Source organism: Actinophytocola sp. (assembly GCF_050699935.1).
Taxonomy (GTDB): Bacteria; Actinomycetota; Actinomycetes; order Mycobacteriales; family Pseudonocardiaceae; genus Actinophytocola.
The window spans coordinates 1-24,827 of the sequence record NZ_JBOHGB010000105.1; the positions used below are offsets into that span (position 1 = coordinate 1).

Annotated in this window: 31 protein-coding genes, 1 pseudogene and 1 riboswitch; of the genes and pseudogenes, 19 read left to right on the top strand and 13 right to left on the bottom strand. The window is 71.7% G+C overall.

Annotated elements, in window-relative coordinates; translation table 11 throughout:
- Both ACRDTB_RS26780 and ACRDTB_RS26785 read left to right on the top strand, forming a co-directional pair.
- Positions 1–1,555 (top strand): ComEC/Rec2 family competence protein (locus ACRDTB_RS26780; protein WP_431434686.1); only part of this gene is annotated, 1,555 nt, incomplete at its 5' end.
- Positions 1,506–2,075, top strand: a complete 570-nt coding sequence (locus ACRDTB_RS26785; RefSeq protein WP_431434688.1) for a hypothetical protein — start codon at positions 1,506–1,508, stop codon at positions 2,073–2,075. The genes ACRDTB_RS26780 and ACRDTB_RS26785, both read left to right, overlap by 50 nt.
- Here ACRDTB_RS26785 and ACRDTB_RS26790 read toward each other — a convergent pair.
- Positions 2,072–2,623 (bottom strand): annotated as a pseudogene (locus ACRDTB_RS26790) (transposase); the annotation flags it as partial. The gene ACRDTB_RS26785 and the pseudogene ACRDTB_RS26790 overlap by 4 nt on opposite strands.
- 346 nt (positions 2,624–2,969) lie before the next feature.
- Positions 2,970–4,223 carry a threonine synthase gene (thrC, locus tag ACRDTB_RS26795; RefSeq protein WP_431434690.1) on the bottom strand — a complete coding sequence of 418 codons (1,254 nt, stop codon included), beginning with the start codon at positions 4,221–4,223 and terminating at the stop codon, positions 2,970–2,972.
- 11 nt (positions 4,224–4,234) lie between these two features.
- Positions 4,235–4,361, bottom strand: a riboswitch (SAM riboswitch).
- 136 nt (positions 4,362–4,497) lie between these two features.
- On the opposite strand from thrC, the gene holA reads away from it, so the two are divergent.
- Positions 4,498–5,475, top strand: a complete 978-nt coding sequence (holA, locus tag ACRDTB_RS26800) for a DNA polymerase III subunit delta (RefSeq protein ID WP_431434692.1) — start codon at positions 4,498–4,500, stop codon at positions 5,473–5,475.
- Between the two features lie 315 nt (positions 5,476–5,790).
- Here holA and rpsT read toward each other — a convergent pair whose 3' ends face one another.
- The 4 genes from rpsT to ACRDTB_RS26820 all read right to left on the bottom strand — a co-directional run bounded on the left by rpsT (position 5,791) and on the right by ACRDTB_RS26820 (position 8,749).
- The gene (gene rpsT, locus ACRDTB_RS26805; protein ID WP_431434694.1) at positions 5,791–6,051 is read right to left on the bottom strand and encodes a 30S ribosomal protein S20; all 261 of its coding nucleotides are present in this window, start codon (positions 6,049–6,051) and stop codon (positions 5,791–5,793) included.
- A 132-nt stretch (positions 6,052–6,183) separates the two neighbouring features.
- Positions 6,184–7,560 (bottom strand): AAA family ATPase, encoded by a 1,377-nt coding sequence (locus tag ACRDTB_RS26810; RefSeq protein ID WP_431434695.1) that lies wholly within the window; start codon positions 7,558–7,560, stop codon positions 6,184–6,186.
- A 22-nt stretch (positions 7,561–7,582) separates the two neighbouring features.
- Positions 7,583–7,816, bottom strand: coding sequence for a hypothetical protein (locus tag ACRDTB_RS26815; RefSeq protein WP_431434696.1), 234 nt, complete (start codon positions 7,814–7,816; stop codon positions 7,583–7,585).
- 6 nt (positions 7,817–7,822) lie between these two features.
- Positions 7,823–8,749, bottom strand: coding sequence for an SPFH domain-containing protein (locus ACRDTB_RS26820; RefSeq protein WP_431434698.1), 927 nt, complete (start codon positions 8,747–8,749; stop codon positions 7,823–7,825).
- Positions 8,750–8,808: 59 nt separating this feature from the next.
- Here ACRDTB_RS26820 and ACRDTB_RS26825 point away from each other — a divergent pair, with 59 nt between their 5' ends.
- From ACRDTB_RS26825 to lepA, 11 genes are all read left to right on the top strand, one after another.
- The gene (locus ACRDTB_RS26825) at positions 8,809–9,564 is read left to right on the top strand and encodes an ABC transporter ATP-binding protein (RefSeq protein WP_431434700.1); all 756 of its coding nucleotides are present in this window, start codon (positions 8,809–8,811) and stop codon (positions 9,562–9,564) included.
- Positions 9,549–11,117, top strand: coding sequence for a hypothetical protein (locus ACRDTB_RS26830; protein ID WP_431434702.1), 1,569 nt, complete (start codon positions 9,549–9,551; stop codon positions 11,115–11,117). Before ACRDTB_RS26825 ends, ACRDTB_RS26830 begins: the two co-directional genes overlap by 16 nt.
- 3 nt (positions 11,118–11,120) lie before the next feature.
- Positions 11,121–11,294, top strand: coding sequence for a hypothetical protein (locus ACRDTB_RS26835; RefSeq protein WP_431434703.1), 174 nt, complete (start codon positions 11,121–11,123; stop codon positions 11,292–11,294).
- 35 nt (positions 11,295–11,329) lie between these two features.
- Positions 11,330–12,190 (top strand): EamA family transporter, encoded by an 861-nt coding sequence (locus tag ACRDTB_RS26840; RefSeq protein ID WP_431434705.1) that lies wholly within the window; start codon positions 11,330–11,332, stop codon positions 12,188–12,190.
- Positions 12,191–12,333: 143 nt separating this feature from the next.
- The gene (locus tag ACRDTB_RS26845; protein ID WP_431434707.1) at positions 12,334–12,867 is read left to right on the top strand and encodes a hypothetical protein; all 534 of its coding nucleotides are present in this window, start codon (positions 12,334–12,336) and stop codon (positions 12,865–12,867) included.
- 35 nt (positions 12,868–12,902) lie between these two features.
- Positions 12,903–13,586 carry a class I SAM-dependent methyltransferase gene (locus ACRDTB_RS26850; protein ID WP_431434709.1) on the top strand — a complete coding sequence of 228 codons (684 nt, stop codon included), beginning with the start codon at positions 12,903–12,905 and terminating at the stop codon, positions 13,584–13,586.
- A 73-nt stretch (positions 13,587–13,659) separates the two neighbouring features.
- Positions 13,660–14,259 carry a redoxin domain-containing protein gene (locus ACRDTB_RS26855; protein ID WP_431434710.1) on the top strand — a complete coding sequence of 200 codons (600 nt, stop codon included), beginning with the start codon at positions 13,660–13,662 and terminating at the stop codon, positions 14,257–14,259.
- Complete coding sequence (locus ACRDTB_RS26860) at positions 14,259–15,113, top strand: cytochrome c biogenesis CcdA family protein (RefSeq protein ID WP_431434711.1); 855 nt, start codon at positions 14,259–14,261, stop codon at positions 15,111–15,113. Before ACRDTB_RS26855 ends, ACRDTB_RS26860 begins: the two co-directional genes overlap by 1 nt.
- A gap of 121 nt (positions 15,114–15,234) precedes the next feature.
- Positions 15,235–15,903, top strand: coding sequence for a heme oxygenase (biliverdin-producing) (locus ACRDTB_RS26865; RefSeq protein ID WP_431434713.1), 669 nt, complete (start codon positions 15,235–15,237; stop codon positions 15,901–15,903).
- A 13-nt stretch (positions 15,904–15,916) separates the two neighbouring features.
- On the top strand, positions 15,917–16,069 hold the full coding sequence (locus ACRDTB_RS26870; RefSeq protein WP_431434738.1) for an AbrB/MazE/SpoVT family DNA-binding domain-containing protein: 153 nt from the start codon (positions 15,917–15,919) through the stop codon (positions 16,067–16,069).
- A gap of 181 nt (positions 16,070–16,250) precedes the next feature.
- Positions 16,251–18,098, top strand: a complete 1,848-nt coding sequence (lepA, locus tag ACRDTB_RS26875; protein ID WP_431434714.1) for a translation elongation factor 4 — start codon at positions 16,251–16,253, stop codon at positions 18,096–18,098.
- Between the two features lie 13 nt (positions 18,099–18,111).
- Here the strand turns inward: lepA and ACRDTB_RS26880 are convergent, their stop codons facing one another.
- Positions 18,112–18,273, bottom strand: coding sequence for a hypothetical protein (locus ACRDTB_RS26880; protein ID WP_431434716.1), 162 nt, complete (start codon positions 18,271–18,273; stop codon positions 18,112–18,114).
- Positions 18,274–18,466: 193 nt separating this feature from the next.
- Here ACRDTB_RS26880 and ACRDTB_RS26885 point away from each other — a divergent pair, with 193 nt between their 5' ends.
- Complete coding sequence (locus ACRDTB_RS26885) at positions 18,467–18,835, top strand: MmcQ/YjbR family DNA-binding protein (RefSeq protein WP_431434718.1); 369 nt, start codon at positions 18,467–18,469, stop codon at positions 18,833–18,835.
- Here the strand turns inward: ACRDTB_RS26885 and ACRDTB_RS26890 are convergent.
- Both ACRDTB_RS26890 and ACRDTB_RS26895 read right to left on the bottom strand, forming a co-directional pair.
- Positions 18,809–19,246, bottom strand: a complete 438-nt coding sequence (locus ACRDTB_RS26890) for an HD domain-containing protein (RefSeq protein WP_431434719.1) — start codon at positions 19,244–19,246, stop codon at positions 18,809–18,811. The two genes, ACRDTB_RS26885 and ACRDTB_RS26890, sit on opposite strands and share 27 nt — an antisense overlap.
- Before the next feature lie 8 nt (positions 19,247–19,254).
- Complete coding sequence (locus tag ACRDTB_RS26895; RefSeq protein ID WP_431434721.1) at positions 19,255–20,220, bottom strand: zinc-binding dehydrogenase; 966 nt, start codon at positions 20,218–20,220, stop codon at positions 19,255–19,257.
- Between the two features lie 68 nt (positions 20,221–20,288).
- Between ACRDTB_RS26895 and ACRDTB_RS26900 the strand changes: the two genes are divergently transcribed.
- The 3 genes from ACRDTB_RS26900 to ACRDTB_RS26910 are packed head-to-tail and all read left to right on the top strand — an operon-like array spanning position 20,289 to position 21,319.
- Entirely contained in the window at positions 20,289–20,606 is a 318-nt protein-coding gene (locus tag ACRDTB_RS26900) for a hypothetical protein (protein ID WP_431434723.1), read from the top strand.
- Between the two features lie 9 nt (positions 20,607–20,615).
- The gene (locus ACRDTB_RS26905; protein WP_431434725.1) at positions 20,616–21,032 is read left to right on the top strand and encodes a ribonuclease domain-containing protein; all 417 of its coding nucleotides are present in this window, start codon (positions 20,616–20,618) and stop codon (positions 21,030–21,032) included.
- Between the two features lie 5 nt (positions 21,033–21,037).
- Positions 21,038–21,319 carry a barstar family protein gene (locus ACRDTB_RS26910; RefSeq protein WP_431434727.1) on the top strand — a complete coding sequence of 94 codons (282 nt, stop codon included), beginning with the start codon at positions 21,038–21,040 and terminating at the stop codon, positions 21,317–21,319.
- Here ACRDTB_RS26910 and ACRDTB_RS26915 read toward each other — a convergent pair.
- Together ACRDTB_RS26915 and ACRDTB_RS26920 are read right to left on the bottom strand one after the other, a co-directional pair.
- A complete protein-coding gene (locus tag ACRDTB_RS26915; protein WP_431434728.1) occupies positions 21,306–22,082 on the bottom strand; it encodes an enoyl-CoA hydratase-related protein in 777 nt (258 codons plus the stop codon). The two genes, ACRDTB_RS26910 and ACRDTB_RS26915, sit on opposite strands and share 14 nt — an antisense overlap.
- Before the next feature lie 101 nt (positions 22,083–22,183).
- Positions 22,184–22,624, bottom strand: coding sequence for a DUF4396 domain-containing protein (locus ACRDTB_RS26920; protein ID WP_431434730.1), 441 nt, complete (start codon positions 22,622–22,624; stop codon positions 22,184–22,186).
- A 97-nt stretch (positions 22,625–22,721) separates the two neighbouring features.
- On the opposite strand from ACRDTB_RS26920, the gene ACRDTB_RS26925 reads away from it, so the two are divergent.
- The gene (locus ACRDTB_RS26925) at positions 22,722–23,771 is read left to right on the top strand and encodes an aldo/keto reductase (protein ID WP_431434732.1); all 1,050 of its coding nucleotides are present in this window, start codon (positions 22,722–22,724) and stop codon (positions 23,769–23,771) included.
- A gap of 64 nt (positions 23,772–23,835) precedes the next feature.
- Here the strand turns inward: ACRDTB_RS26925 and ACRDTB_RS26930 are convergent, their stop codons facing one another.
- Together ACRDTB_RS26930 and ACRDTB_RS26935 are read right to left on the bottom strand one after the other, a co-directional pair.
- Positions 23,836–24,462 carry a cyclase gene (locus ACRDTB_RS26930; protein ID WP_431434734.1) on the bottom strand — a complete coding sequence of 209 codons (627 nt, stop codon included), beginning with the start codon at positions 24,460–24,462 and terminating at the stop codon, positions 23,836–23,838.
- 160 nt (positions 24,463–24,622) lie between these two features.
- On the bottom strand, positions 24,623–24,827 hold a 205-nt coding region (locus ACRDTB_RS26935; protein ID WP_431434736.1), incomplete at its 5' end, for a CbiX/SirB N-terminal domain-containing protein.

A 24,827-nucleotide genomic window follows, 5' to 3' on the forward strand; every position in this document is an offset into this window, starting at 1 on the left:
GCTGCGGGCCGGCGTCATGGGCGCGGTCGGCCTGCTGGCTCTCGCGATCGGACGGGAACGGGCGGCCTTACCGGCACTCGGGACCGCGGTAGTGCTGCTGGTGCTGTGGGACCCCGCGATGGCGGTGAGCTTCGGGTTCGCGCTGTCGGTGCTCGCCACCGCCGGGCTGGTGCTACTCGCGCCGCGCTGGGCCGACCGGCTCGCCGCACGCGGTGTGCCGCGGGGGCTCGCCGAGGCGCTCGCGGTGCCGGCTGCCGCGCACCTGGTCACGGCACCGGTGGTCGCCGGGATGGCCGGGCAGGTGAGTCTCGTGTCGGTACTGGCGAACCTCCTGGCGGCGCCGGTGGTCGCGCCGGCCACCGTGCTAGGCGTGCTCGTGGCCCTGGTGGCGCCGGCGGTGCCGTGGTTGGCGGAGTTGCTGGTCCGGCTCGCCGGTCCGGAGGTCGACTGGTTGATCCTGGTCGCCCGGCACGCGTCGCGTATACCGGGCGCGGCGATCGACTGGCCGTCGGGGTGGTGGGGCGGGCTGCTGCTGGTCGCGTGCGTCCTGCTGCTCGTGGCGGCGCTGCGGCACCGGCGGCTGCGGGTACTGGTCGGCGCCGCGCTCACCGGGCTGCTGATCGTGGTGGTTCCGGTCCGGATGATCGCTCCCGGCTGGCCGCCGGCGGGCTGGGCGATGGTGGCGTGCGACGTCGGCCAGGGTGACGCTCTGGTGCTGGCGACGGCCGACGAAGGCCGTGCGGTGGTGGTGGACACCGGTCCGGAGCCGGGTCCGCTGGCCGGGTGCCTCGAACGGCTCGACGTGTCGAGGGTGCCGCTCGTGGTGCTCAGCCACCTGCACGCCGACCACGTCGGTGGGCTGGATGCGGTCCTGGCGGACCGTGCGGTCGGCGCGGTGGGCGTGGGCCCGGCGAGGGAGCCGGGCTGGGCCTGGAAGGAGGTTCGAAGGACGGCTGCCGAGGCCGGAGTACCGATCGTTCAGCTCGAGGCGGGGCGCCGGCTGGACTGGCCGGGGTTGTCGATGGAGGTGCTCGCACCTGAGGGAAGGGAGGTGATGCCGGCGGCGGGTGCCGACGGCACGGAGATCAACAACGCATCGGTGGTGATGCGCGCGACCACGGCGGCGGGCCGGATCCTGCTCAGTGGTGACGTGGAGCTGGCCGCGCAGGCCCACTTGCTCAACGCGCGGGTGGACCTGTCCGCGGACGTGGTAAAGGTGCCGCACCACGGCAGCCGGTACACGACGCCGGAGTTGTTCGCGGCGATCCGGGCGCGGCTCGCGGTGGTGAGCGTCGGAGCGGACAACCGGTACGGCCATCCCAGCCCGCTGACGCTCGGGGCGCTGAACCGGGACGGCACCCTGGTGCTGCGCACAGACACCGGTGGCGACACCGCGATCCTCCCGGGCGACTCGGGTCCGACAGCGGTGACCCGTGGGCCGTCCAGGGATCCTCCCGCGGCCCGGATGTGGCCGACGGGGACGCGAGCGGATAGCGTGCGTCGTCGTGTTCGGCTGGCTGCGCAGGTCCGTGGTCGGCGCCGACATCCCCACTGAGCCCGTGGTGATCCAGGTGCCCGACGCTCGGTTCGGCACGGTCACCGTGACGGGGCAGTGGGATCCGCGCGTGGTCACGGTCAGCGGTCCTTCGCGCGCCACACTGAGGCTGAGCGCGGTCCTCGCGTTGCCGGACGCGCTCAAGCGGCGGCTGGTCTGGCTCGTCCCGCCACCGCGGATCACGCCGACGACGCGCGACGCCGTCGAGCTGGAGGTGGACGGCGAGCCCGCGCCGCTGGACTGCGGCCGGCGGGCGATGCGCCGGGCCACCTACAACGCGCGCGCCACGGTCGCCGGCCGGGAGTACCTGCTGCGCCACGAGCGCCGGTGGCGTGCGAGCCTCGAGCGCGACGGGCAGCCGGTCGCCCGACTGTCCACATCGGACCGTGGGAGGACGATGTCGGCGGTCTACCAGCCGACCGCGGACGTCACCGACGCCAGCGTGGCGGTCGGGCTCGGCATGACGCTGGGCGTCGGCGCGCCGGGATTCCTTGCCAACTTGGTGAATGCGCTGTTCTAGTGTCGTGGGTCGTTGATTCGGCTGCGGCAGGCGGCGAGGGTGTCGGAGATCTGGTCGGCGGTCTTGGTCCAGGCGAATGGTGTGGGTTGGTGTCCCATTCGTTGGTCCATTTGCGGATGTCGGTTTTCGAGTTCGGTGATGCCGCGGCGGGCGGAGCGGCGGAGTTTGCGGTTGGTCAGCTCGGCGAGCCAGCGCTCTACGAGGTTGAGCCGGGAGCTGCTGGTCGGGGTGAAGTGCTGGTGGAAGCGGGGGTGGTGGATTAGCCACCTTGACCATCGGGGTCGTGTGGGTGGCGTGGTTGTCGAGCACCAGGTGATCGGCAGAATCGGCGCGGTGTGATCGATGGCCTGTATCTGGGACGTCTCATCGACCGCGAGCACTAACGCGTTCTCCGGCAGAGCAAGGTAGAGACCGACGATGTCGCGGACCTTGTCCACGAACTGCGGATCGGTCGACAGCTACAGCGTGTGGCTTGAGCTCGAATGCCCGTCAGATCCGCGACACGCGGACTGTGACATCCCGGTCGCCGAGGCCATTGACCGAGTCGACCGACGCTGTCCTGGCCTGGCGTCTCCTCCAACGTCTTTCGTGATCACCTGCTCGACCTGGTCATCGGTGATCATCCGAGGCCGCCCCGGACGCGGCTCATCCGTCAGACCTTCCACCCGACGAACCAGGAACCGAGACCGCAACTTGGACACCACAATCCGCGCTCGCGCAGCCAACGCCTGCGACGGCGTTCGGCGACGACCTCCCCGCCAGCAGAACCTGCCGCTCCTCATCGGAAAGCACCACCGGATCAACCCCTCGGGTTCGGCACACCAAAACCCCTACCAACTACCGGCAACTAACGACTCACGAGACTAGGCTTCGGCGCGCCGAACCAGCGTCCACTTAGGAATCGAGGGCCTCGCGGACCGCATCGCTCGATGGTGGGACCACCGCCTTCGGGCCGACCTCGTCCTGGATGGCGTCCAGGGTCTTCAGACCGTCGCCGGTGATGAGGAGGACAGTCTCGGCATCCGGGTCGAGCTGGCCGGTGTCGATGAGCTTCTTCGCCGTGGCCACGGTGACACCGCCGGCGGTCTCGGCGAAGATGCCTTCCGTCCTGGCCAGCAGGCGGATACCCGCGACGACCTCCTTGTCGGAGACGTCCTCGACCGCGCCGCTGGTGCGGCGCACCGCGTCGAGCACGTACGGGCCGTCGGCTGGTGCGCCGATCGCGAGCGACCGGGCGATCGTGTCCGGCTTCACCGGCCGGACGACGTCCTGGCCGGCCTTGAACGCGGCAGACACCGGCGAGCAGCCCGTCGCCTGGGCGCCGAACACCCGGTAGTCCCTGCCGTCGACGAGACCGAGGTCGGTCAGCTCGCGGAAGCCCTTGTCCACCTTGGTGAGCTGCGCGCCCGACGCGACGGGGACGACCACCTGGTCGGGCAGCCGCCAGCCGAGCTGCTCGGCGACCTCGTAGCCGAGCGTCTTGGAACCCTCGGCGTAGTACGGGCGCACGTTGACGTTCACGAACGCCCAGTCCTCGTGATCCGCCGCGAGCTCGGTGGCGAGGCGGTTCACGTCGTCGTAGTTGCCGTCGACCGCGATCAGTGCGCCGTCGTACACAGCGGTGGTGAGCACCTTCGCGCGCTCGAGCGAGGCCGGGATCAGCACGACCGACTCCCAGCCGGCGCGTGCGGCCGCGGCGGCGACGGCGTTGGCCAGGTTGCCGGTCGACGGGCAGGCCAGCACGGTGAACCCGAGCTGGCGGGCGGCGGCGAGGGCCACGGCGACCACGCGGTCCTTGAACGAGTGCGTCGGGTTGCCCGTGTCGTCCTTGACCCACAAGGACTTGACGCCCAGTGCGGCACCGAGCCGGTCGGCCTTCACCAGGCGGGTGAGGCCAGGGTCGGTGTTCGGGTGGCGATCCACATCGGACGGTACGGGCAGGAGCCGCCGGTAGCGCCAGATCGACTTGGGGCCGGACTCGATGTCCGCTCGGCTGACGTCGCCGAACTCGTAGGCGACCTCCAGCGGACCGAAACATTCGGCGCACGCGAACTCGGCGGCGAGTGGGACCTGGTTGCCACATTCCCGGCAGGTCAGGGCGCGCGCGGGCCCGAGGTCGAGCGTGGTGGTGGCGGCAGTGATCGTCATCGCGAGGTTTCTCCTCATCTGTCCCGCGTGCGGGTCGGAATTGGCACCGTGGTCGTAGCCGTCCTCGCGGAAGACGAATGGCTGACGCCGGTTGCCGGGGCTTCTTCGGGCCGGTCCCTCTGCCCCTCTGGATGAGCGGTGTTCAGTTGTTCACAGACCACGGTACGGCACGACGGGGTGGCCCGGCCAATGTGAGGTCCGTCATCCAACGAGTACGACCAACATGTCACCCGCCCGGCGGCGGGCGCACCCGCGAAGGTGCGAGGATGGCCGGGTGAAGGCCCCAGCCGTGACGCCGCCGGCGCTCCAGCTCGTGCTCGGTGAGGAGGAGCTGCTGGTCGAGCGCGCGGTGCGGGCCGCCGTCGACGCCGCCAAGCTCGCCGATCCGACCGCCGAGCTGACCCGGGTCAAGGTGTCCGACCTGACCCCGCCCGAGCTCGCCGAGCTGGTGAGCCCGTCGCTGTTCGCCGAGCGGCGGGTGATCGTGCTCGAGGGCGCGCACGACGCCGGCAAGGACATCGCCGCGTCGATCACGTCGTACGTGCGCGAGCCGGCGGAGGGCGTGCAGCTCGTCGTGCTGCACACCGGGGGCGGTCGCAAGCCGGCCAAGGATCTGATCACCGCGCTGCGGTCGGCCGAGGCGCACGTCGTGGAGTGTCCGAGGATCACCAGGCCGGCGGACCGGGAGGCCTTCGTACGCAACGAGATCCGGCGTGCGGGCGGCAGGTCCGACGCGGAGGCGGTGAGCGCGCTGATCGACTCGGTCGGTTCGGACCTGCGCGAGCTGGCCTCGGCGGCGGCGCAGCTCGTGGCGGACACCGGTGGCCAGGTGACCGCGGAGGAGGTGCGCCGCTACCACCGCGGGCGGGCGGACGTGACCGGGTTCGCGGTGGCCGAGAAGGCGATCACCGGCGACGTGGCGGGCGCGCTGGAGATGTTGCGCTGGGCGATGCAGCTGGGCGTGCCGCACGTGCTGGTGGCCGACGCGCTCGCGGACGGGGTGCGCACGGTGGCGCGGGTGGCTGGCGCGGGGCGCGCGGACCCGTACCGGCTGTCCTCGGAGCTGGGGATGCCCACGTGGAAGGTGCGCAAGGCGCTGTCACAGTCGCGCGGCTGGCACGCGGCGGGCCTGGTGGCCGCGATGCAGGTGGTGGCCGAGGTGAACGCGGATGTCAAGGGTGTCGCGGTGGACGCCGACTTCGCGTTGCAGCGGGCGGTGCTCCGCCTCGCCGAGGCTCGTCGCCGCACCTGACCGGCGAGCCGGGCGCCCGGTTCACTTGGACGGGTGATGGGCTTGGCCTCCGGCCCCCCGATTTCCAGCCTACCGGCGGGGGCTGACGATTCCGGTTGACGGTCACGGAGCTGGGGATGGCCGTGCGCACTGTGGACAACTCCCCCAGGGGTCCCCCGTTTTCAACGCTAGTGGTGGGGGCTGACGGCAATCGCCGGGCGGAGGTTGGTCCTGTGGACAACTCGTGGAGGTGCCGGGGAGAGGGGGGTCCGGAGACGGCTGTGCCGGCCGCCCACAAAGGACGGCCGGCACAGGCGGGTCAGCTCGGAAGGCGGCTCAGAGTTGGCTGGCGCGCTTGGCCATGGCGGACTTCTTGTTCGCCGCCTGGTTGGCGTGGATGACGCCCTTGCCGGCAGCCTTGTCGAGCTTGCGGGCGGCGTCCCGCATGAGCTCGATGGCCTGCTCCTTCTCGCCCGCCTCGGCGGCCTCGCGGAACTTGCGGATCGCGGTCTTCACCGAGGACTTGACGGCCTTGTTGCGCTGCCGCGCCTTCTCGTTCGTCTTGATCCGCTTGATCTGGGACTTGATGTTCGCCACGCGTGTGCTCCTCGATGTCGATCACGGAATTCCGTGCCGCGTTCAGGTGGCCTCACCGAAACGGCGAGCTTCCTCCAGGGCGGAATGCCACACGGCAACGACGTACGAGGATAACAGCGGGTCACCGCGGTCTCATCGGCGGCCGCCCAGCATGCTCCGCGTCAGCGCCTGCTGCTGGGACATCAGCTCGTCCAGGGCCGCCCGCAGGGCCGGCTCGTCGAGGCCGGAGCCCGACGTGACCGACTTCAGCACGGCCCGGCGCACCCACTCCCTGACGAACGACGCGGTCACCCCGTCGGTCGCCGCCACCAGGGGCGACGCGTCCGGCAACCGCAGCGCGGGGCCACCGTAGAGCCGCAGCAGCCGCTCGCGGCAGGCGGCGTCCGGCTTCGGGATCTCCACCGCGAGATCCACCCGGCCGGGCCGCTGCGCGAGCGCCTCCTCCATGGTGTCCACGCGGTTCGTCGTCAGCACGAAGGTCACGTCCGCCTCGGACCCGATGCCGTCCATCTCGTCCAGCAGCTCGAACAACGCGGGGTTGCCCGACATCGTCATCGAGCGGTCGTGGGCGATGAGGTCGACGTCCTCGACGACCACCACCGACGGCTCCAGCCGGCGGGCCAGCGCCGCGGTCGCCCGCAGCCAGCGGATCATCGCCACCCCGGACAGCACGAACACCGTGCACGCCGGCAGCCTGCTCAGCAGGTACCGGACCGTGTGCGTCTTGCCGGTCCCAGGCGGCCCGTACAACAACAGCCCACGCTTGAGGTGCTGCCCGTGCTCGCGCAGGGCCGCGGTCCGCTCGGCCGAGCGCACCACATGGTGCTCGATCGACGCCAGCACACCGTCGGCCAGCACCACCTGGTCGGCGCGCATCGAGGGCCGCGGCAGGAACGTCAGCAGCCGGTTGCCCCGGTGCTCGCTGGCGCCGAACGCGAGCACCTGGCCGCGGAACACGTCGTGCTCACGGGCGAGTGTCAGGATCTCCTCGCGCACGGCCGCGCCCGTGGACCGCTCGGCGGCGAGCACCTGCAGGTGGCAGCGGTCCTCGCCGCGGGCCTCCTCGGCGCCCTGCACGGCGAGGACCACCGGCGACCCGTCCGGCGCCGCCGTGCACACGAGGCCCAGCTGCACCGCCTCCGCCGCGGTCGCCGGGCCGGTCGCCACGGTCGTGTAGTCCACCGCGCCGAGCCGGTACTGGCCGTTGGTGTCGGCCGTGGTCAGCATGTCGACGACCGGAGTGAAATGCCGGCTCCCGGCGATGCCGAACCACGCCGCGTCCGGCGAGTGCCGGGCGAGGTAGGCGTCGACGCCGCACTGCAGGTTCGCGTGGTCCCAGCTCGGCAGGTGCTCAGCGACGTTCGGGATCTCCGCCAGCGGGCAGCCGACGTGGTCGGCGACCCGTGCGGCCAGCGGCGAACCCGACGCCACGAGCGCGTGACGGCCGGTGTCGAGCAGTTCGGTGAGCGCGCGGGCCATGCCGCGAGCGTCCTCGGTGGGCAGATTCACCCCACCACCGTGCCAGAACCCGTCAGTCTTCCCTACCTTCCTTGGGATCATCGGGCGGATCCGGCGACCTGGGCGGGCGTCCCCGTCTCGGCAGGCGGCCCGCGTTCTCCGGGAGCCGGCCGGCCTGGGACAGGGCCCGGCGCAGGAGGAACTCGATCTGCGCGTTCGTACTGCGCAGGTCGTCGTTGGCCCACCTGGCCACCGCGTCGTGGATCGCGGGATCCAGACGCAGCAGCAGCTTCTTGCGCTCGGGCACGTGTCCTCAGTTGTAGAGCGTGCCCGTGTTGACCACGGGCTGGGTGTCCCGGTCGGCGCACAGCACGACCAGCAGGTTGCTCACCATCGTCGCCTTGCGCTCCTCGTCGAGGTCGACGACCTCCTCCTCGGCCAGCGTGTCCAGGGCCAGCTGCACCATGCCGACCGCGCCCTCGACGATCCGCTGCCGGGCCGCGACGACCGCGCCGGCCTGCTGGCGGCGCAGCATCGCGCCGGCGATCTCCTGTGCGTAGGCCAGGTGCGTGATCCGCGACTCGATGACGTCCACGCCGGCCGACTCCACCCGGGCGGCGATCTCCGCGGACAGCTGGTCGGTGATCTCCGTGGTGTTCTGCCGCAACGACAGCTCGTCGCCGTGCGCGTCGTAGGGATAGCTGGTCGCCACGTGCCGCACCGCGGTCTCGGTCTGGATGGTGACGAACTCCTCGTAGTCGTCCACCTCGAACATCGCCCGCGCCGTGTCGGTGACCCGCCAGACCACCACCGCCGCGATCTCGATCGGGCTGCCGTCCGCGTCGTTGACCTTGGTCACCGCGGTCTCGTGGTTGCGGATCCGGGTGGAGATCTTGCGCCGCATGGTGAACGGGTTGATCCAGCGCAGCCCGTCCTCCCGCACGGTGCCCACGTAGCGGCCGAGGAACTGGATCACGCGTGCCTCCCCCGGGGCCACCATGATCAGTCCCACGAGGACGACGGCACCGGCGAGGAGCAGCAGCCCGCCGAGCGCCACCAGCGTGACCGGCAACGGCGCCACCTCACCATCCGTGACCATGCTCATGACGCCGACGAGCAGCGCCGCCAGCCCGGCGAGCTTCAGCACGATCACCAGGCCGAGCACCGGCAGTCCGCGCGTGCCGAATGCGGGCCGCTCCCGAACGTGCGGTTCGGGCATCGGCGAGTCGACGGCATCCATGGCGCCTCCTTGGCTGAAGTGACTATCAAAATGATATCACTTTATAGTAGTGTGGCGCCATGACGGAAGCGCTTCGACTCGACAGGCTCCACAAGAGGTTCGGCCCCACCATCGCGGCCGACCACGTCGACCTCGCGGTGCCGGCCGGCTCGTTCTTCGGCCTCGTGGGCCCGAACGGCGCCGGCAAGACGACCTCGCTGTCGATGGCCGTCGGCCTGCTGCGCCCGGACGCCGGCACGGCGACGATCTACGGCATCGACGTGTGGACGGATCCCCTGCGCGCCAAGGCACTCGTCGGAGTCCTGCCGGACGGCATGTCGCTTCCGGAACGTCTTACCGGCGCGGAGCTGCTCACCTACATGGGCCTGCTGCGCGGGTTGCCCAAGGACACCGTCGCGCAGCGGGCCGACGAGCTGCTCGCCGTGCTCGAGCTCGAGGACGCCCGCAACCGTCTCGTGATCGACTACTCCGCGGGCATGCGCAAGAAGATCGGCCTCGCGACCGCGTTGCTGCACGCGCCGAAGCTGCTCGTGCTCGACGAGCCGTTCGAGGCCGTGGACCCGGTGTCCGCGGCGACGATCCGCACGATCCTGCGCCGGTTCGTCAGCTCGGGCGGCGCGGTCGTGCTGTCCAGCCACGTGATGGCGCTGGTCGAGCAGCTCTGCACGGACGTCGCGGTGATCACCCGTGGCCGGGTCGTGGCCGCGGGCCCGGTGGCCGAGGTCCGCGGCGGCACGAGCCTCGAGGAGGCGTTCGTGCACATCGTCGGCGGGCGGACCGGTGGCGCGGAGGGGTTGTCGTGGTTGGCGTCCTGATCCGGATGAAGTGGCGGGTGCTGCGGCACTCGCTGCGCGGCAAGCAGGCCGCGCTCACCGGCGGCGGCGCGCTGGTCGGCCTGCTCGCCGCGCTCGCCACGTTCCTGGCATCCACAGTGGACTACGACCGGCCGGACGTTGGCGCCGACGTGCTCGCGGCGCTCTATCTCCTGTGGACGGTCGGCTGGCTGTTCGGTCCGGTGCTCACCGGCGGTGGCGACGAGACGCTGCGTCCGGAGCACTTCGCGCTGCTGCCGATCACCTCGCGGCGGCTGGCCGGCGGGCTGCTCGGCGCCGCGTTCGTCGGCGTGCCGGCGATCGTCACGTTCCTCGCGTTCTGCGGCCTGTTCGTGTTGGCCGACGGTGTCGCGGCCGTCGCGGTCGCGGTCGTGGTGGTGCCGCTGCAGCTGGTTCTCGTCGTGCTGCTGTCCCGGGTCGTGATGGCGGGGCTCGGCGCGGTGCTGCGGTCCCGTCGCGGCCGTGACCTCGGCGTGCTGCTGGCCGCGCTCGTCGGGCTGTCCGGCTGGGCGGTGCAGGCGGCGTTCAACACGGTCGGTCCCGCACTGGTGGAGGGCCGGTCGGACACGCTTTCCACGGTGCTGCGCGCGGTGCCGTCCGGATGGGGGACGGCCTCGGTGGACGCCGCCTCGCGTGGCGACTGGCCGCTGGTGCTCGGCGGCGTCGCCGGGCTCCTGCTGGTGATCGCCGGCCTGCTCGCGGCGTGGGGCGTGCTGCTCGCGCGGCGCACCACGCGGGTCGCCGTCGACACGGGCCCGAGCGAGCGGCGCACCGGGTCGGGCATCGGGCACCGGCTGCCCGCGACGCGCATCGGCGCGGTGGCCGGCAAGGAGCTGCGCACCTGGGCTCGGGACGCCCGCCGCCGGGTCGCGCTGCTGTCGATGCTGGTCGTCGGCGTGGTCGTCGCCGTCGTGCCGGCGTTGAGCGGCGGTGACGACGGAGCTGGCACGGGCGGCCTGCCGCTCGCGGGGATCGTGGTCGTGACGATGGGCTGCCTGCTCGCCGGGAACCTGTACGGGATGGACGGCAGCGCGCTGTGGCACACGCTGGTCGTTCCCGGCGCCGCGGCGGTGGACGTGCGCGGGCGGCAGCTCGCCTGGCTGCTCATCGTGGGCCCGGTGACGCTCGTGCTCGCGCTCGTGCTGCCGGCGGTCACCGACCCGGCGCTCTACCCGTGGGTGGTGGGGCTCGCGCCGGCCCTGCTGGGCGGCGGGGCCGGGCTGATCGTGCTGCTGTCCGTGTACGCCGGCTACCCGATGCCGGACCAGCGGGCCAACCCGTTCGCCGCGGGCGGCAGCCCCGGCATCGTGCGGGGGCTGCTGCAGGTCGGGATGACGCTGCTGCTGGTCATCGTGGCGAGCCCGGAGCTCGTGATCGCCGGGCTCGCGTCGGGCCGGCCGGCCCTGCAGTGGTTCGCGCTGCCGGTCGGGATCGGCGTCGGCGTGCTCTGCTGGTGGTCGGGCGGCCGCCTCGCGCAGCGGCGGCTCGCCGCGTACGGGCCGGAGCTGCTCGCCGACGTCGCCAGGAAGGTGTGAGGCGTGGACCCGCGAGCGACCGTACTCGTCCTGGTGCTCGGTGGCGCGGCGCTGCTGGCCTTGTCGCTGTGCCTCCCGGCCGGGACCGTGGTCGCGGCGCGGGTGGCGATCGACTGGCTCGTCGTCGCCGTGCCGGCGGTGCTGGCCGCGCTCGGCCGGCCGGTCACGCGCGCGTAAGACGGGCTCGAGCGCAGGCCTGACAGGGTGAGGGCATGCATCCCGCGGCGATCGCGCTCGTCTGCGGCGCAGCCGTGGCGCATGCGGGGTGGAACCTGTGCGCCAAGCGGGTGCCCGGCGGCGGTGCGCTGTTCGTGGCGCTCGCCGCGGCGTGGTCGACGGTGTTCCAGCTGCCGCTCGCGATCGTCGTGATCGTGTCGGCGGGGGAGCCGGTGCCGGCCACCTGGTGGCTCGCCGCGGGCGTCAGCGGAGTGATCCACACCGGCTACTTCGTGATCCTGCAACGGGGTTACGCGGTCGGCGACCTGTCCGTGGTCTACCCGCTCGCGCGCGGCACGGGGCCCATGTTGTCGGTGATCGCGGCGATCTGGCTCCTCGGCGAGCGACCGGGTCCGGCCGCGCTCGCCGGCACCGCGGCCGTCGTGCTCGGAGTCTGGGTGATCAGCGGGCTCGGCTCCGACTCGGGCCGCTCGTGGGCCGCCGGGGTCGGCTACGGGATCGCGTGCGGCACGACGATCGCGACGTACACCCTGTGGGACGCGCACGCCGTGACCGCGCTCGCCGTGCCGCCGCTGGTGCTGATGGCCGGTTCGTCCGGGTTCGAGACGGTCCTGCTCGGCCCGTACGCGCTCGCCCGCCGGCGCGCGGCGGCCGCGTTGTGGCGGGACAACAAGGTGCCGATCCTCGCCGTGGCCGTGCTGTCCCCGCTCGCCTACGTGCTGGTGCTGTTCGCGATGCGGCTCGCACCGGTCAGCCTCGTCGCGCCGGCGCGGGAGCTCTCGATCGTGATCGGCAGCGTCGGCGCGTGGTTGCTGCTGCGCGAACCCGACCCCGCCCGGCGGCTCGCGGGTGCGGTGATCGTCCTCGCCGGGGTCGCGGCCATCGCGGCCGGCTGACCTCCGAGGTGATACGCCGTGGGGAGTAGCCCCCTCCGGCCGGGTACCGCCGCGCGCGTACGCGAGGTCCAGTCGGCCGTCCGACGTCATCGGGGCGGTTCCTCGGAACCATTGGTGTGGACCGAAACCGATGGGAGGAACCGATGAACGACAGTACTGACCGGAGGCGCCGGCTCGCCTGGCGAGTCGGCGTGGGTGCGGCGGTGGTCGGCGTGGCGAGCCTCGGCGCGATCGGCTTCGCGGCCGCGACCTCGTCCACGCCGTCGTCCGCGCCCGCGTCCGAGACCGCCGCGGCCGACGAGCACGCCGACGGACACGACGGGCCGTGGCGCGGTCCGTGGGGCGGCGGTCCGTGGGGCATCGCGGACGCGTTGGGCGACACGGACATCGCCGACGTCTCGCACGCCACCGTGGTGCTCGCCAAGGAGGGCGGCGGCTCGCGGACCGTGCTCGTGCAGAAGGGCGCGGTGACGTCCGTCGACCGCGGCTCGATCGCCCTGAAGAGCGCGGACGGCTACGCGAAGACCTACGCGGTGACCAAGGACACCAAGGTCAACGGCGACGAGAAGATCGCGTCCGTGGCGAAGGACGAGCAGGTCGTGGTCGTCGCGAAGGAGGGCGGCGAGCGGCCGGCGGCGACCGTGGTCGTCGACCTGACCGACCTCGGCTGGAAGTAATCGGCTGGAGGTGACGATCCGCTGCCGTTCCGGCCATGCCCGTGGTAGTCATGGGCATGGCCGGCACGCGGTGGACCGATCGCGCCGGGCGCATCGGCGGCGCGGTCTACGACTTCGGCGTCGAGCGTGAGTGGCTCGCGCGGCCCGCCGGGCGGCTGCTCTGGGGGACCGACGCGAGGCGGCTCAACGCCAGCATCCGCGCGATCCGCGAGCTGCCCGACGGCGCGGCCGTGCTCGACGTGCCGTGCGGCGGCGGGGTCGCGCTGCGCGGCGCACGCCCCGGGATCCGTTACGTCGCCGCGGACATCTCGCGCGACATGCTCACCCGCACCCGGCGGCGGGCCGCGCGGCGCGGGGTGGACATCGAGCTCGCGGAGGCCGACGTGGTGCGGATGCCGTTCGCCGACGGCGAGTTCGACCTGTGCGTGACGTTCAACGGCCTGCACTGCCTGCCCGACCCGGCCACGGCCGTCCGCGAGATGGCCGGCTGCGTCCGGCCGGGCGGCCGGCTCGTCGGCGACACCATTGTGCGCGGCGCCGGGCTACGCCAGGATGTCGCGATCGGGATGTTCCGGCGCGCCGGACTCTTCGGCCCCGGCGGCACCACCGCCGCGTTCGAGCGCTGGCTCGACGGGGCCGGCCTGCTGATCGACCGGCTCGACGTGTCCGGCGCGGTCGCGCACTTCGCCGCCACACGGCCAGGCGTCATCGGTTCGTAAGGGTTCGTCCGGTCCGCCCGGGGCCATGATGCGGTGTTGAGAGAGAACCTACGGACGACCAAAGGGAGAACCGATGGCACGGCTGCGTCCGGCGTTGGTCGCGGTGATCGGCACGGTGTTGGTACTGGCCGGCTGCGCGGACCCGGAACCATCGGCGTCCGCCCCACCGGCCGCGCCACCGTCCGCCACGCCGACCAGCGAGGCGACACCCACCAGCCCCGCGGACGACGCGCCGGCGAGTTCCTCCGCACCGGTCGAGCCACCCGCGAAGCCCGTGCCCGAGAAGCTCAGGTTCACCGCGAAGACCCTGGACGGCAAGGAGTTCACCGGCGCGTCGCTGGCCGGCAAGCCGGCCATGCTCTGGTTCTGGGCGCCGTGGTGCTCGAACTGCCAGGCCGAGGCGCCGACCATGGCCGAGGCGTCGAAGAGCTCCGGCGTGCAGTTCGTCGGCGTCGCCGCGCAGGACCAGGTGCCGGCGATGCAGGACTTCGTGCAGCGCTTCGGGCTCGGTAACTTCCCGCACCTCGCGGACACCGACGCCGCGGTGTGGAAGCGGTTCGGCGTGACCTACCAGCCGGCCTACGCGTTCGTCAGCTCGAACGGCGACGTCGAGGTCGAGACCGACATCCTCGAGAAGGACGAGCTGCTCGCCCGCGTCTCCGCGCTGCGCTGATGGGGGACGAGCTCGCCTTCGCCCTCGGCGCCGGCATGCTCGCGACGGTCAACCCGTGCGGCTTCGCCATGTTGCCGGGCTACCTCGCGATGGTCGTCGCGGGCGACTCCACGGGCGACTCCGGTGGCGGTGCGACCAGGACCGCGCGGCTCGGCCGGGCGCTGGCCGCGAGCGCGCTGATGACCCTGGGCTTCGTGGTGGTGTTCGGTGTGTTCGGCCTGCTCAGCGCGCCGCTGGCGGCGTCGTTGCAGCGGAACCTGCCCGTCGTCACGCTGGTCATCGGGGTCGTCATGCTCGTGCTCGGCGGCGCGCTGCTCGCCGGCAAGGAGCCCCGCCTGCTGCTGCCCAAGCCGGCGCGGGGTGCGCCGACCACGCGGGTCGTGTCGATGGCGGGCTACGGGGTCGCGTTCGCCGTCGCGTCCCTGTCCTGCTCCATCGGGCCGTTCCTCGCCGCGGCCGGTGTCGCGCTGCGCGACGGCGACTTCGGGACCGGGCTCGCCGCGTTCGGTGCCTACGCGGTGGGCATGGGGCTCGTGGTCGCCGTGCTCGCCGTCGCCGCCGCGCTCGCCAGTACCGCGGTCGTCACCGGCGTGCGCCGCGCCCTGCCCTACGTGACCCGGGCCGGCGGTGCGCTGCTCGTCCTGGCCGGCGCGTACGTGGCGTACTACGGCTACTACGAGCTGCGGCTGTTCCGCGGTGGCAGCCCGGCGGACCCCGTGGTGGAGGCGGCCGGCACGATCCAGCGCACGCTGCTCGGCTGGCTCGACGCGGCCGGGCCGGTCATGCTCGTCGTGCTGCTGGGCGTGCTCGTGGCCGGCGGCCTGCTGCTCGCCCGCCGCGCGCGTCAGCGCTGAGTCGGCCGGATGGTCGGCCTTCGCCGCCGGATGGGCCCGTCGCACGCCGGATAGCGCGGGAGGGAAGGCAGCATGTAGAGCGGGCGGTGCGGGCGGCGAGCGGCGGAGGAGCGCGGCGAACATGAACGGCGAACCAAGGAACACGGCGAACGGGTTCGCCGCGCGGTTGCGGGCGGCGACCCGCGAGGAGCACGAGCGCGCCGAGCAGGCGCCGTTCGTCGAGGCGTTGCTGGCCGGGCGGCTGCCGCGCTCGGCCTACGCGGCCCTACTGGGCCAGACCTACCTGTTCTACCGGGTGCTGGAGGAGGCGGGCGCGGCGTGGCGGTTCGACCGGGTCGTCGGGTCATTCGTGTCGGACGCGTTGATCCGCTGCCCCTCCCTGGAGGCCGACCTGGCGTGGCTGTCGGGCCCGTCCTGGCGGTCCTCGCTCGAGCCGCTGCCGGCCACCCGGCGCTACATCGACCGGATCCGCGACGTGTGCTTCACCTCGCGGAGCGAGTTCGTGGCGCACCACTACACGCGCTACCTCGGCGACCTGTCCGGCGGCCGGATCATCCGGCACAAGCTGCGCGGCGTCTACGACCTGACCGACGACGGGCTGCGGTTCTACACGTTCGACGCGATCGACCGGCCGAAGCGATTCAAAGACGCCTACCGCGCGCTGCTGGACGGGACCATGTGGGACGCGGGGGAGCAGACGGCGCTGATCGCGGAGGCCAACGAGGCGTTCCGGCACAACCGCGAGGTCTTCGACGATCTCGCGGAGGCGGTAGGCGTAGGAACGGGATGACTCCTACCCGCGGCTGACGGAGAAAGGGCAGGTGACGATTCCGATCGAGATCCGTCGCCAGCTCGGTCCGCACCCCGGGGACGAGATCATGGCGTTGACCCGCGGTGACCGAGCCACCCGCGACCCTGGTCGACTCCAACGTCGTCCTCGACCTGATCACCCGTGACGAGAAATGGCATGCCGGAGTTCTTCATCGGCGCCCACGCGGCGGTGAGCCGCCTGAGGTTGCTGACCCGCGATTCCGGCCGGTACCGCACCTACTTCCCGACGGTGGACCTGCTGGCACCGGCGTGATCCGGACGCATGGGACGATGTGTCGTATCCGTATGACACCTTGAGGAACCCGAGTGACTACGTTCGCCGACACGACGTTCACAGATCCTGAGCTGATCAGGAACTTCTGCGTCATCGCGCACATCGACCACGGCAAGTCGACCCTGGCCGACCGGATGCTGCAGTTCACCGGCGTGGTCGAGGAACGGGCCATGCGCGCGCAGTACCTCGACCGGATGGACATCGAGCGCGAGCGCGGCATCACGATCAAGGCGCAGAACGTCCGGCTGCCGTGGCAGGTCGGCGGGCGCGACCACGTGCTGCACCTGATCGACACCCCGGGGCACGTCGACTTCACCTACGAGGTCAGCAGGGCGCTCGAGGCGTGCGAGGGCGCGGTGCTGCTGGTCGACGCCGCGCAGGGGATCGAGGCGCAGACCCTCGCCAACCTGTACCTGGCGATGGAGAACGACCTCACGATCATCCCGGTGCTGAACAAGATCGACCTGCCGGCCGCGGAACCGGACAAGTACGCCGAGGAGCTCGCGCACATCGTCGGCTGCGAGCCGTCCGACGTGATGCGGGTATCGGCCAAGACCGGCAAGGGGGTGCGGGAGCTGCTCAACGAGGTCGTACGGCTGGTGCCGGCGCCCCAGGGCGCGGCGGACACCCCGCCGCGCGCGATGATCTTCGACTCGGTCTACGACACCTACCGCGGCGTGGTCACCTACATCCGGGTGGTGGACGGCAAGATCACGCCGCGCCAGCGGATCCGGATGATGTCCACCGGCGCCACCCACGAGCTGCTCGAGGTCGGCATCATCTCCCCGGAGCCCAAGCCCAGCAGTGGCCTCGGCGTCGGTGAGGTGGGCTACCTGATCACCGGCGTGAAGGACGTCCGCCAGTCCAAGGTCGGGGACACTGTCACCAGCGAGCGGCACGGCGCGACCGAACCGCTCGCCGGCTATCGCGAGCCCCGGCCGATGGTCTACTCAGGACTGTTTCCTGTGGACGGTTCGGACTACGCGGACCTGCGCGAGGCACTGGACAAGCTCCGGCTCAACGACGCCGCGCTGAGCTACGAGCCGGAGACGTCGGCGGCGCTGGGCTTCGGCTTCCGGTGTGGCTTCCTCGGCCTGCTGCACCTGGAGATCGTGCGCGAGCGGTTGGAGCGCGAGGCGGGGCTGGACCTGATCTCGACCGCGCCCAATGTCGTCTACCGGGTCGAGCTCGATGACGGCGGCGAGATCAGCGTGACGAATCCGTCGGACTGGCCGGAGGGCAAGGTCGCGGCGGTCTACGAGCCGGTGGTGAAGGTCTCGATCATCGCGCCGAGCGACTACATCGGCGCGATCATGGAGCTGTGCCAGGGCAGGCGCGGCGTGCTCGGCGGCATGGACTACCTGTCCACCGACCGGGTCGAGCTGCGCTACACGATGCCGCTCGGCGAGATCATCTTCGACTTCTTCGACACGCTGAAGTCGCGCACCCGCGGTTACGCGTCGCTGGACTACGAGCCGGCCGGTGAGCTCGCCGCGGACCTGGTCAAGGTCGACATCCTGCTGCAGGGCGAGCCGGTCGACGCGTTCTCCGCGATCGTGCACCGCGACGCGGCGTACGGCTACGGCACGAGGATGGCCGCGAAGCTGCGCACGCTCATCCCCCGCCAGCAGTTCGAGGTCCCGATCCAGGCGGCCATCGGCTCGCGGGTGATCGCCCGCGAGACCGTGCGCGCGATGCGCAAGGACGTGCTGGCGAAATGCTACGGCGGCGACATCACCCGCAAGCGCAAGCTGCTCGAGAAGCAGAAGGAAGGCAAGAAGCGGATGAAGACGGTGGGCCGGGTCGAGGTGCCGCAGGAGGCCTTCGTCGCCGCGCTGACCACCGACGAGACGGCGGACAAGAGCAAGGCGAAGAAGTAGGGCACCCGCTCCGTCAGGCTTCCTTGACGACCCGCTCGGTGTAGGTGGCGCCGCAGAAGGTGCGCACGGTGGTCGGCTCGGAGCTGGACTGCCTCGCGAGCCACCGGATGTGGCAGAGCTCGCTCGCCCAGTACAACGAGTCCGTCAGTTCAGCACCACAGCCACAGGCACACATCGAAACCTCCTCGGTGACTGGTCCTGGTGTGCTGGCGGGAGAACACGCCGCGACAACCATCGCTGCTATCACATGCTCCCGGCCAGTGGTGTCACTGGTGTCACGAGCGTGGGTCGAGCACGGTTCGATGTGTGGTCCAGCGTCTTCCCATTCGTGCAAGCGTCGCCCGCCGCCACGTCACTAGAGTGCGAGCATGCCGAGCGACCCGCTGCCACGACTGCGTGCGTTGTGCATGGCCCTGCCCGAGGCCGCCGAGCGGTGCAGCCACGGCGAGCCGACCTGGTTCGTCCGCAAGACGTTCGTCATGTACGCCGACCACCACCATGACGACCGGCTGGCGTTCTGGTGCGCGGCGCCACCGGGCGTGCAGGAGGAGATGATCGCCGAGGACCCCGAGCGGTTCTTCCGGCCGCCCTACGTCGGCCACCGCGGCTGGCTGGGCGTGTACCTCGACGTGCCGCTGGACTGGACCGAGATCGCCGAGATCGTGACCGAGGCCTACCGCACGGTGGCCCCGAAGAAGCTGGTCGCGTCGCTAGACGGCGCCGTCCAGCTGCCGTAACGCGGCCTCGTACTTGGCCCGCAGCCGCTCCTGGGTGGCCGCGTCGAGCCGGCCCATGCGGTCGGGCGACATGTTGTCCGCGATGTCCGCCCGCTTCACGACCAGGGCGATCGGGTCGGCCATGACCCGCGCCAGGTAGTCCGCCTGCGCCTCGCCCGGCCGTCTGCTGATCGCCGCGACCGCGGCCAGCACCTCAGCCGGGCAGCCGACCGCGGTGAGGTCCTCCAGCGTCACGCCGGTGTCCTCGACCACGTCGTGCAGCACCGCGGTCATCCGCTCGTGCTCACCTTTGACGTGGCCCATCACCCGCAGCGGATGCGCGATGTAGGGGCGGCCGGACTTGTCGAGTTGGCCCTCGTGGGCGCGGCGGGCGAGCTGGATGGCGTCGTCCAGCGTGAACGTTCGCGGCATGAGACCTCTCACCGAGTGAACACGATCTTGCCGGCGGTCTGGCCGGCGAGCATCTGGTGGAACCCGTCGGCGGCCTCGGCCATCGGCAGCTCGGCGCCGATCTGTGGCCGGATGCCGGCCAGCTCGCAGAACCGCAGCAGAGCGGCCAGCTCCTCACGGGTACCCATCGTCGATCCCACGACCCGCAGCTGCATGAAGAACAGCCGCTGCAGGTCGGCGTTCGCGTCCGGGCCGCTGGTGGAGCCGGACACCACGATCGTTCCGCCCGGCTTGACCGCGCGCATCGAGTGCGCCCACGTGGCCTTGCCGACCGTCTCGAACACGGCGTCCACCCGCTCCGGCAGCCGCTGGCCGGACTCGAACGTCCCCTCGGCGCCCAGCCGCGCCGCGAGCGCCCGCTTCTCCTCGGACCGCCCGGTCACCCACACCCGCATGCCGGCCGCCCTGCCCAGCTCGATCAGCGCGGTCGAGACCCCGCCGGACGCGCCCTGCACGAGCATCGTCTGCCCGGGTCGCAGGCCGGACCGGGTGAACAGCATCCGGTAGGCGGTCAGCCAGGCCGTGCCCATGCACGCGGCCTCGGCGAACGACAGCGCGGCCGGCTTCGGCAGCACGTTGCGGGCCGGCACGATCACCGTGTCGGCGAACGTGCCCTGGTGCTTCTCGGTCAGCAGGGTCCGCTTGGGGTCGAGCGTCTCGTCGCCGTAGGTCGAGGCGTCGCCGACGACGCTGTGCAGCACGACCTCCGAGCCGTCCGGCAGCACGCCGGCACCGTCGCAGCCGAGGATCATCGGGAACTGGTCGGGCTTGATGCCGACGCCGCGCAGGGTCCACAGGTCGTGCATGTTCAGGCTCGCGGCTCGCACGGAGACGGCCACCCAGCCCTCCGGCGCCTCGGGCTCCGGCCGCTCGCCGACCCGCAGTGCGTCGAGCGGCTTGTCGGGGTTGGGCTCCGCTGCGTAGACCGCGAACATACGTCGCAACTTACCCAGGTTCGTGATCCGCCGGACCCTCGGAGTGGCGTAGGTCTACTCTCGATGTCATGTTGCCGGACTGGTGGAACGGCGTCGAGCTGTGGATGCTCGGCCTGCCCTTCCCGTTCCAGTTCGCTCTCGTGGTGGTCGTGCTGGTGCCGCTGTGCCTGGTCGTGGCCTGGCTGATCGACCGGATCGTCGACCACGCGTCGGCGTTCTTCGGCCCGGCGGCGTCCCCGGAGCCGCCGATCGGCTCGCCCGCCGAGGAAACGGCCGAGGGGAAGGCCGAGGAACCTGCTGAGCCCGCCGACGTGCCGGACGAGCAGAAGGCGGCGAGCCAGGACGAGCGGGTGCCCGCGGAGTCCTCCGGGCGCGCAGCTTCCTAGGCGCAACGCGTGAGCTCGTCTCGTCGCATCACGGTCGCGCTCGTCGGGCTCATCGTGCTGGTGCTCGCCGGCTGGTTCGTCCGCGAGGCCGTCAGCAGTACCGACAGCGGTACCGGCACCGGGGTGCCCGGCGCGGACTCGGGGCTGCCGGTCCGCGCGCTGTCCGAGCTGCCGGTCGAGGCCGCCAGCACGTGGCGGCTGATCGAGCGGGGTGGCCCGTTCCCGTACGAGGAGGACGGCTCGGTGTTCGGCAACCGGGAGCGGCCGCTGCCCGCGAAGAAGACCGGCTACTACCGTGAGTACACGGTCGCCGATCCGGATCGCGACGACCGCGATGCGCGGCGGATCGTCACCGGATCCGCCGACGAGCTGTACTACACCGAGGACCACTACGCGTCGTTCGTCGTCGTCGATCCGGACGGGTGAGCGCCATGGAGCACCAGATCGACGGCACGGCGATCCGGTCGAAGGCCGAGTTCTACGACGCCGTCGCCGCCGCGCTGTCGTTCCCGGACTGGTTCGGGCGCAACCTCGACGCGCTCTACGACTGCCTGCGCGACCTGTCCTGGCTGCCCGCCGGGGAGCACGTCCTCGTATGGCGCGAGCCCGAGGTGTTCGAGCACGCCGACCCCGCCGGCTACCGGGCCGTCGCCGACGTCCTGATGGACGCCAGCGAGCCGGGCCGGCTGACCGTGCGGCTCAGCCCTCGCTGACCGGCACCCACGACGGCCGCCGCTTCTGCGCGAACGCCGCGATGCCCTCCTGGCCCTCGTCGCTGGCGAAGAACCCCGCGGACAGCTCGAGCATGTCGGCGAAGTCGTCGGCCGGGTCCGCCGCACGCGCCCGGCGCAGCATGTCCTTGGTGACCGCGAGCGCGATCGGGCCGCCCTGCGCGAGCATCCCGGTGTAGCGGGCCACCTCCGCGTCCAGCCCGTCCGCCGGGACGGCCGCGTTCAGCAGGCCGATCGCGACCGCGCGCTCCGCGTCGAACTTCTCGCCGGTGAGGAACAGCTCGTGCGCGGCGCGGGGGAGCAGCCGGGGCAGGACGGTCACGGAGATGACCGCGGGTACGAGCCCGAGCCGGACCTCGGTGAACGCGAACGTGGCGTCGGTGGCCGCGACCGCGATGTCGGCCGCGGCGACGATGCCGACGCCGCCCGCGCGGGCCGGCCCGGCGACCTTGGCCACGACGGGCTTCGAGCTGGTCCAGATCTGGGTGAGGATCTCGGGGAACTCGTTGACACCCACGGTGGACGAGCCCGGGGTGCCGGCCTCCTTGAGGTCCATGCCGGCGCAGAAGACCGAGCCGGTGTGGTCGAGGACGATCACACGGACCGCGTCGTCGCCGGCCGCGGTGGTCAGGTGGTCGCGCAGCTCCCGGCGCAGCTGTGCGGACAGCGCGTTGCGGTTGTGCGGAGAGTCGAGCGTGATGGTCGCGACGCCGCTCTCGGTCCGGTAATGCACCAGCTCAGCCATGAGCCGACCTTAGCGACCGCGCAAGTAGGCATGGCGGCGCCCGCACCGCGATGCATCCACCTCGATCACGGCGGGCATCCACCTACCTACTTGCGCGGCCGCTAATGGTGGTACTTGTGCACCACCGCGTGGCCTCGGCCACGTCCGATCAGCCACTTGTTCACCGGCACGGTCACCACGAACGCGACCACCAGTGCGAACGCGAGGCTCGCCCAGAACAGCACCGAGGCCAGGCCGGCCTCCATCGCACCGGGCACGGCCACGATGATCGCGTTGTCGATGATCTCCATCACGGTGATCGAGAGCGTGTCGGCCGCCAGCGCCACCGAGAGCGCGGCCTTGAACGCGACACCCGCGCGCAACACCGGACCGAGGGTGAGCGAGTAGCCGAACAGGAACGCGAGCACGATCGCCAGGATCACCGTGGGCGTCGCCGACCAGCCGAGCGCCGTGCCGATGACCATGCCCAGCACCTCGCCGATCGCACAGCCGGTGAGGCAGTGCAGCGTCGCACTCACCGCGGTTCGCCATTGCTGGTTCATTCCACGACCATATACCCCATAGGGGTATGGTGCAAGCTCTTGACCTGGAGCTTGGTCCAGCAGCTACGGTGCGGCCACATCGTTGAAAGGACTACGCATGCGCTACCGCACGCTCGGCGGCACCGGCATCGAGGTCAGCGTCCACTGCCTCGGCGCGATGATGTTCGGCTCGGTGGGCAACCCCGACCACGACGACTGCGTCCGCATCGTGCACGCCGCGCTCGACGAGGGCGTCAACTTCGTGGACACCGCGGACATGTACTCGGCGGGCGAGTCAGAGGAGATCGTCGGCAAGGCGCTGGAGGGTCGCCGCGACGACGTGGTGCTGGCGACGAAGGTGCACTTTCCCATGGGGGAGGGCCCGAACTGCGGCGGCAACTCCCGGCGCTGGATCCTCCGCGAGGTCGAGGCGAGCCTGCGCCGGCTGCGCACGGACTGGATCGACCTGTACCAGATCCACCGGCCCGACGAACGCACGGATGTCGAGGAGACGCTGTCCGTGCTGACGGATCTGGTGCGGGCGGGCAAGATCCGTGCGTTCGGCTGCTCGACGTTCCCCACGGAGGACATCGTGTCGGCCCACCACGTCGCGTCCGCGCGGGGCCTGCACCGGTTCCGGACCGAGCAGCCGCCGTACTCGCTGATCGGCCGCGGAGTCGAGCGGAGCGTCCTGCCGACCTGCCAGCGCCTCGGCATGGGCGTGCTGACGTGGAGCCCGCTGGCCTCGGGCTTCCTGTCGGGCCGGGTCCGGCCTGGTGAGCCGGTCGACCTCGGGGCGGGCCGCGCGGCGCTGACCCCGGGCCGCTTCGATCCGTCGATTCCGGGCAACACGGCGAAGTTCGCGGCGCTGGAGCAGCTGACCGCGCTGGCCGCGGACGTCGGCGCCACGTTGCCGGAGCTGGCCGTGGCGTTTCCCGCCGCCCACCCCGCGGTCACCTCGGTGATCATCGGCCCGCGGACGATGGAACAGCTGTCGGCGTCGTTGAAGGGCGCGACCCGCACGCTCGACGACGCGACCCTGGACCGGATCGACGAGATCGTCCCCCCGGGCACCGATCTGTACAGAGTGGACGGTGCCTGGCTGCCGCCGTCGCTCACGGACCCGGCCCGTCGCCGCCGCCCGGAGGCGGACCGCGCGGCGTCGTAGTACCCGGTGGTGGGGCGCCCCCCACGCCGTTGTGGGGGACGCCCCGTTGCCGCGCCCGGTCAGGTCAGCCGATCGCGGTCGTCGTCAGCACGGGGTTCGGGTTGGGGAAGCAGGACGTCGGCGCGGAGATGTCGCCCAGGAAGGTCGACACGACCGCCGTGAACGTCAGGCCGGGGTCGTCGTAGCCGCTGCCGTACAGCGTCGACTCGATCGTGCCGGACGCACCCGCGGTCAGGTGTGCGGTGATCGTGGGCAGCTCGAAGCTCGCGCCGCCGGCGATCGGGCCGTCGAAGGTCACGGTCACGACCCCGCCGGCCTCCGACCACTGCGGTGGGTTCGGGCCGAGGCCGGAGCCGCCGGTCAGGTCGACGCCGGCGAGCGTCGCGTTCGTCGGCACCGGCACCTTCAGCGTGAACGTGTTGACCTCCTTGACCTCGTAGCCGGCGGCCTCGGACGGCACCTGGTTCGGCGCCGGATCCACCACCACGTCCAGCGCGCCGCCCGGCGCGACGGATGCCGGTGCGGTCGCCTCGACGGCTTGGTTCAGCGTCAGGTTCTCGGCGCCGAGCGGGGTGTCGGCCTGACAGTCGTAGGTGATGTCGAACGCGGCGGCGGAGGCCGCGGGGGCGAACGTCAGCACGGCGGCGGTCACGGCGAGCACGCCGATTCCGGCGCGCAGGGCGCACTTCATCGTCCTCACCTCAAGAATCGCGTTGCAGGGCAAGAGGTTGCGGATCCGTATCTCGTGCTTACTCCCGCGTAGCGATCACCGTCAAGCATTCACGTTTACCGTGCGTGTCCGTGTGGTTGCCATCCCACCAACGGCCGAACGGAGTAACGCGACGTGACCGTCAGGCGGAGCGTGGGCTCGCCGGAACGGAGGCCGCGGCCGCGTACCGGTCGAGCACCAGCTCGGCGAGTGACGGGTCCGGGCCGAGCGGGTCGGCCACGATCGCCGACGGGTCCGCGGCCCGGGCTTGCGCGGCGACCCGGTCCGGCAGCCGGCCCGGTGCGAGGAACCACGACGCCACCGCGATCCGCCGCGCGCCCCGTGCC

What these genes read in the sequence shown, in the direction of transcription:
- thrC (WP_431434690.1), bottom strand. Translation starts at nt 4,223, where the DNA reads ATGACGATCACTGCCGCCACCACCACGCTCGACCTCGGGCCCGCGCGC.
- ACRDTB_RS26820 (WP_431434698.1), bottom strand. Translation starts at nt 8,749, where the DNA reads ATGGATGCCGTCGACTCGCCGATGCCCGAACCGCACGTTCGGGAGCGG.
- ACRDTB_RS26825 (WP_431434700.1), top strand. Translation starts at nt 8,809, where the DNA reads ATGACGGAAGCGCTTCGACTCGACAGGCTCCACAAGAGGTTCGGCCCC.
- ACRDTB_RS26840 (WP_431434705.1), top strand. Translation starts at nt 11,330, where the DNA reads ATGCATCCCGCGGCGATCGCGCTCGTCTGCGGCGCAGCCGTGGCGCAT.
- ACRDTB_RS26845 (WP_431434707.1), top strand. Translation starts at nt 12,334, where the DNA reads ATGAACGACAGTACTGACCGGAGGCGCCGGCTCGCCTGGCGAGTCGGC.
- ACRDTB_RS26850 (WP_431434709.1), top strand. Translation starts at nt 12,903, where the DNA reads ATGCCCGTGGTAGTCATGGGCATGGCCGGCACGCGGTGGACCGATCGC.
- ACRDTB_RS26855 (WP_431434710.1), top strand. Translation starts at nt 13,660, where the DNA reads ATGGCACGGCTGCGTCCGGCGTTGGTCGCGGTGATCGGCACGGTGTTG.
- ACRDTB_RS26860 (WP_431434711.1), top strand. Translation starts at nt 14,259, where the DNA reads ATGGGGGACGAGCTCGCCTTCGCCCTCGGCGCCGGCATGCTCGCGACG.
- ACRDTB_RS26865 (WP_431434713.1), top strand. Translation starts at nt 15,235, where the DNA reads ATGAACGGCGAACCAAGGAACACGGCGAACGGGTTCGCCGCGCGGTTG.
- ACRDTB_RS26880 (WP_431434716.1), bottom strand. Translation starts at nt 18,273, where the DNA reads ATGTGTGCCTGTGGCTGTGGTGCTGAACTGACGGACTCGTTGTACTGG.
- ACRDTB_RS26885 (WP_431434718.1), top strand. Translation starts at nt 18,467, where the DNA reads ATGCCGAGCGACCCGCTGCCACGACTGCGTGCGTTGTGCATGGCCCTG.
- ACRDTB_RS26890 (WP_431434719.1), bottom strand. Translation starts at nt 19,246, where the DNA reads ATGCCGCGAACGTTCACGCTGGACGACGCCATCCAGCTCGCCCGCCGC.
- ACRDTB_RS26895 (WP_431434721.1), bottom strand. Translation starts at nt 20,220, where the DNA reads ATGTTCGCGGTCTACGCAGCGGAGCCCAACCCCGACAAGCCGCTCGAC.
- ACRDTB_RS26900 (WP_431434723.1), top strand. Translation starts at nt 20,289, where the DNA reads ATGTTGCCGGACTGGTGGAACGGCGTCGAGCTGTGGATGCTCGGCCTG.
- ACRDTB_RS26910 (WP_431434727.1), top strand. Translation starts at nt 21,038, where the DNA reads ATGGAGCACCAGATCGACGGCACGGCGATCCGGTCGAAGGCCGAGTTC.
- ACRDTB_RS26915 (WP_431434728.1), bottom strand. Translation starts at nt 22,082, where the DNA reads ATGGCTGAGCTGGTGCATTACCGGACCGAGAGCGGCGTCGCGACCATC.
- ACRDTB_RS26920 (WP_431434730.1), bottom strand. Translation starts at nt 22,624, where the DNA reads ATGAACCAGCAATGGCGAACCGCGGTGAGTGCGACGCTGCACTGCCTC.
- ACRDTB_RS26925 (WP_431434732.1), top strand. Translation starts at nt 22,722, where the DNA reads ATGCGCTACCGCACGCTCGGCGGCACCGGCATCGAGGTCAGCGTCCAC.
- ACRDTB_RS26930 (WP_431434734.1), bottom strand. Translation starts at nt 24,462, where the DNA reads ATGAAGTGCGCCCTGCGCGCCGGAATCGGCGTGCTCGCCGTGACCGCC.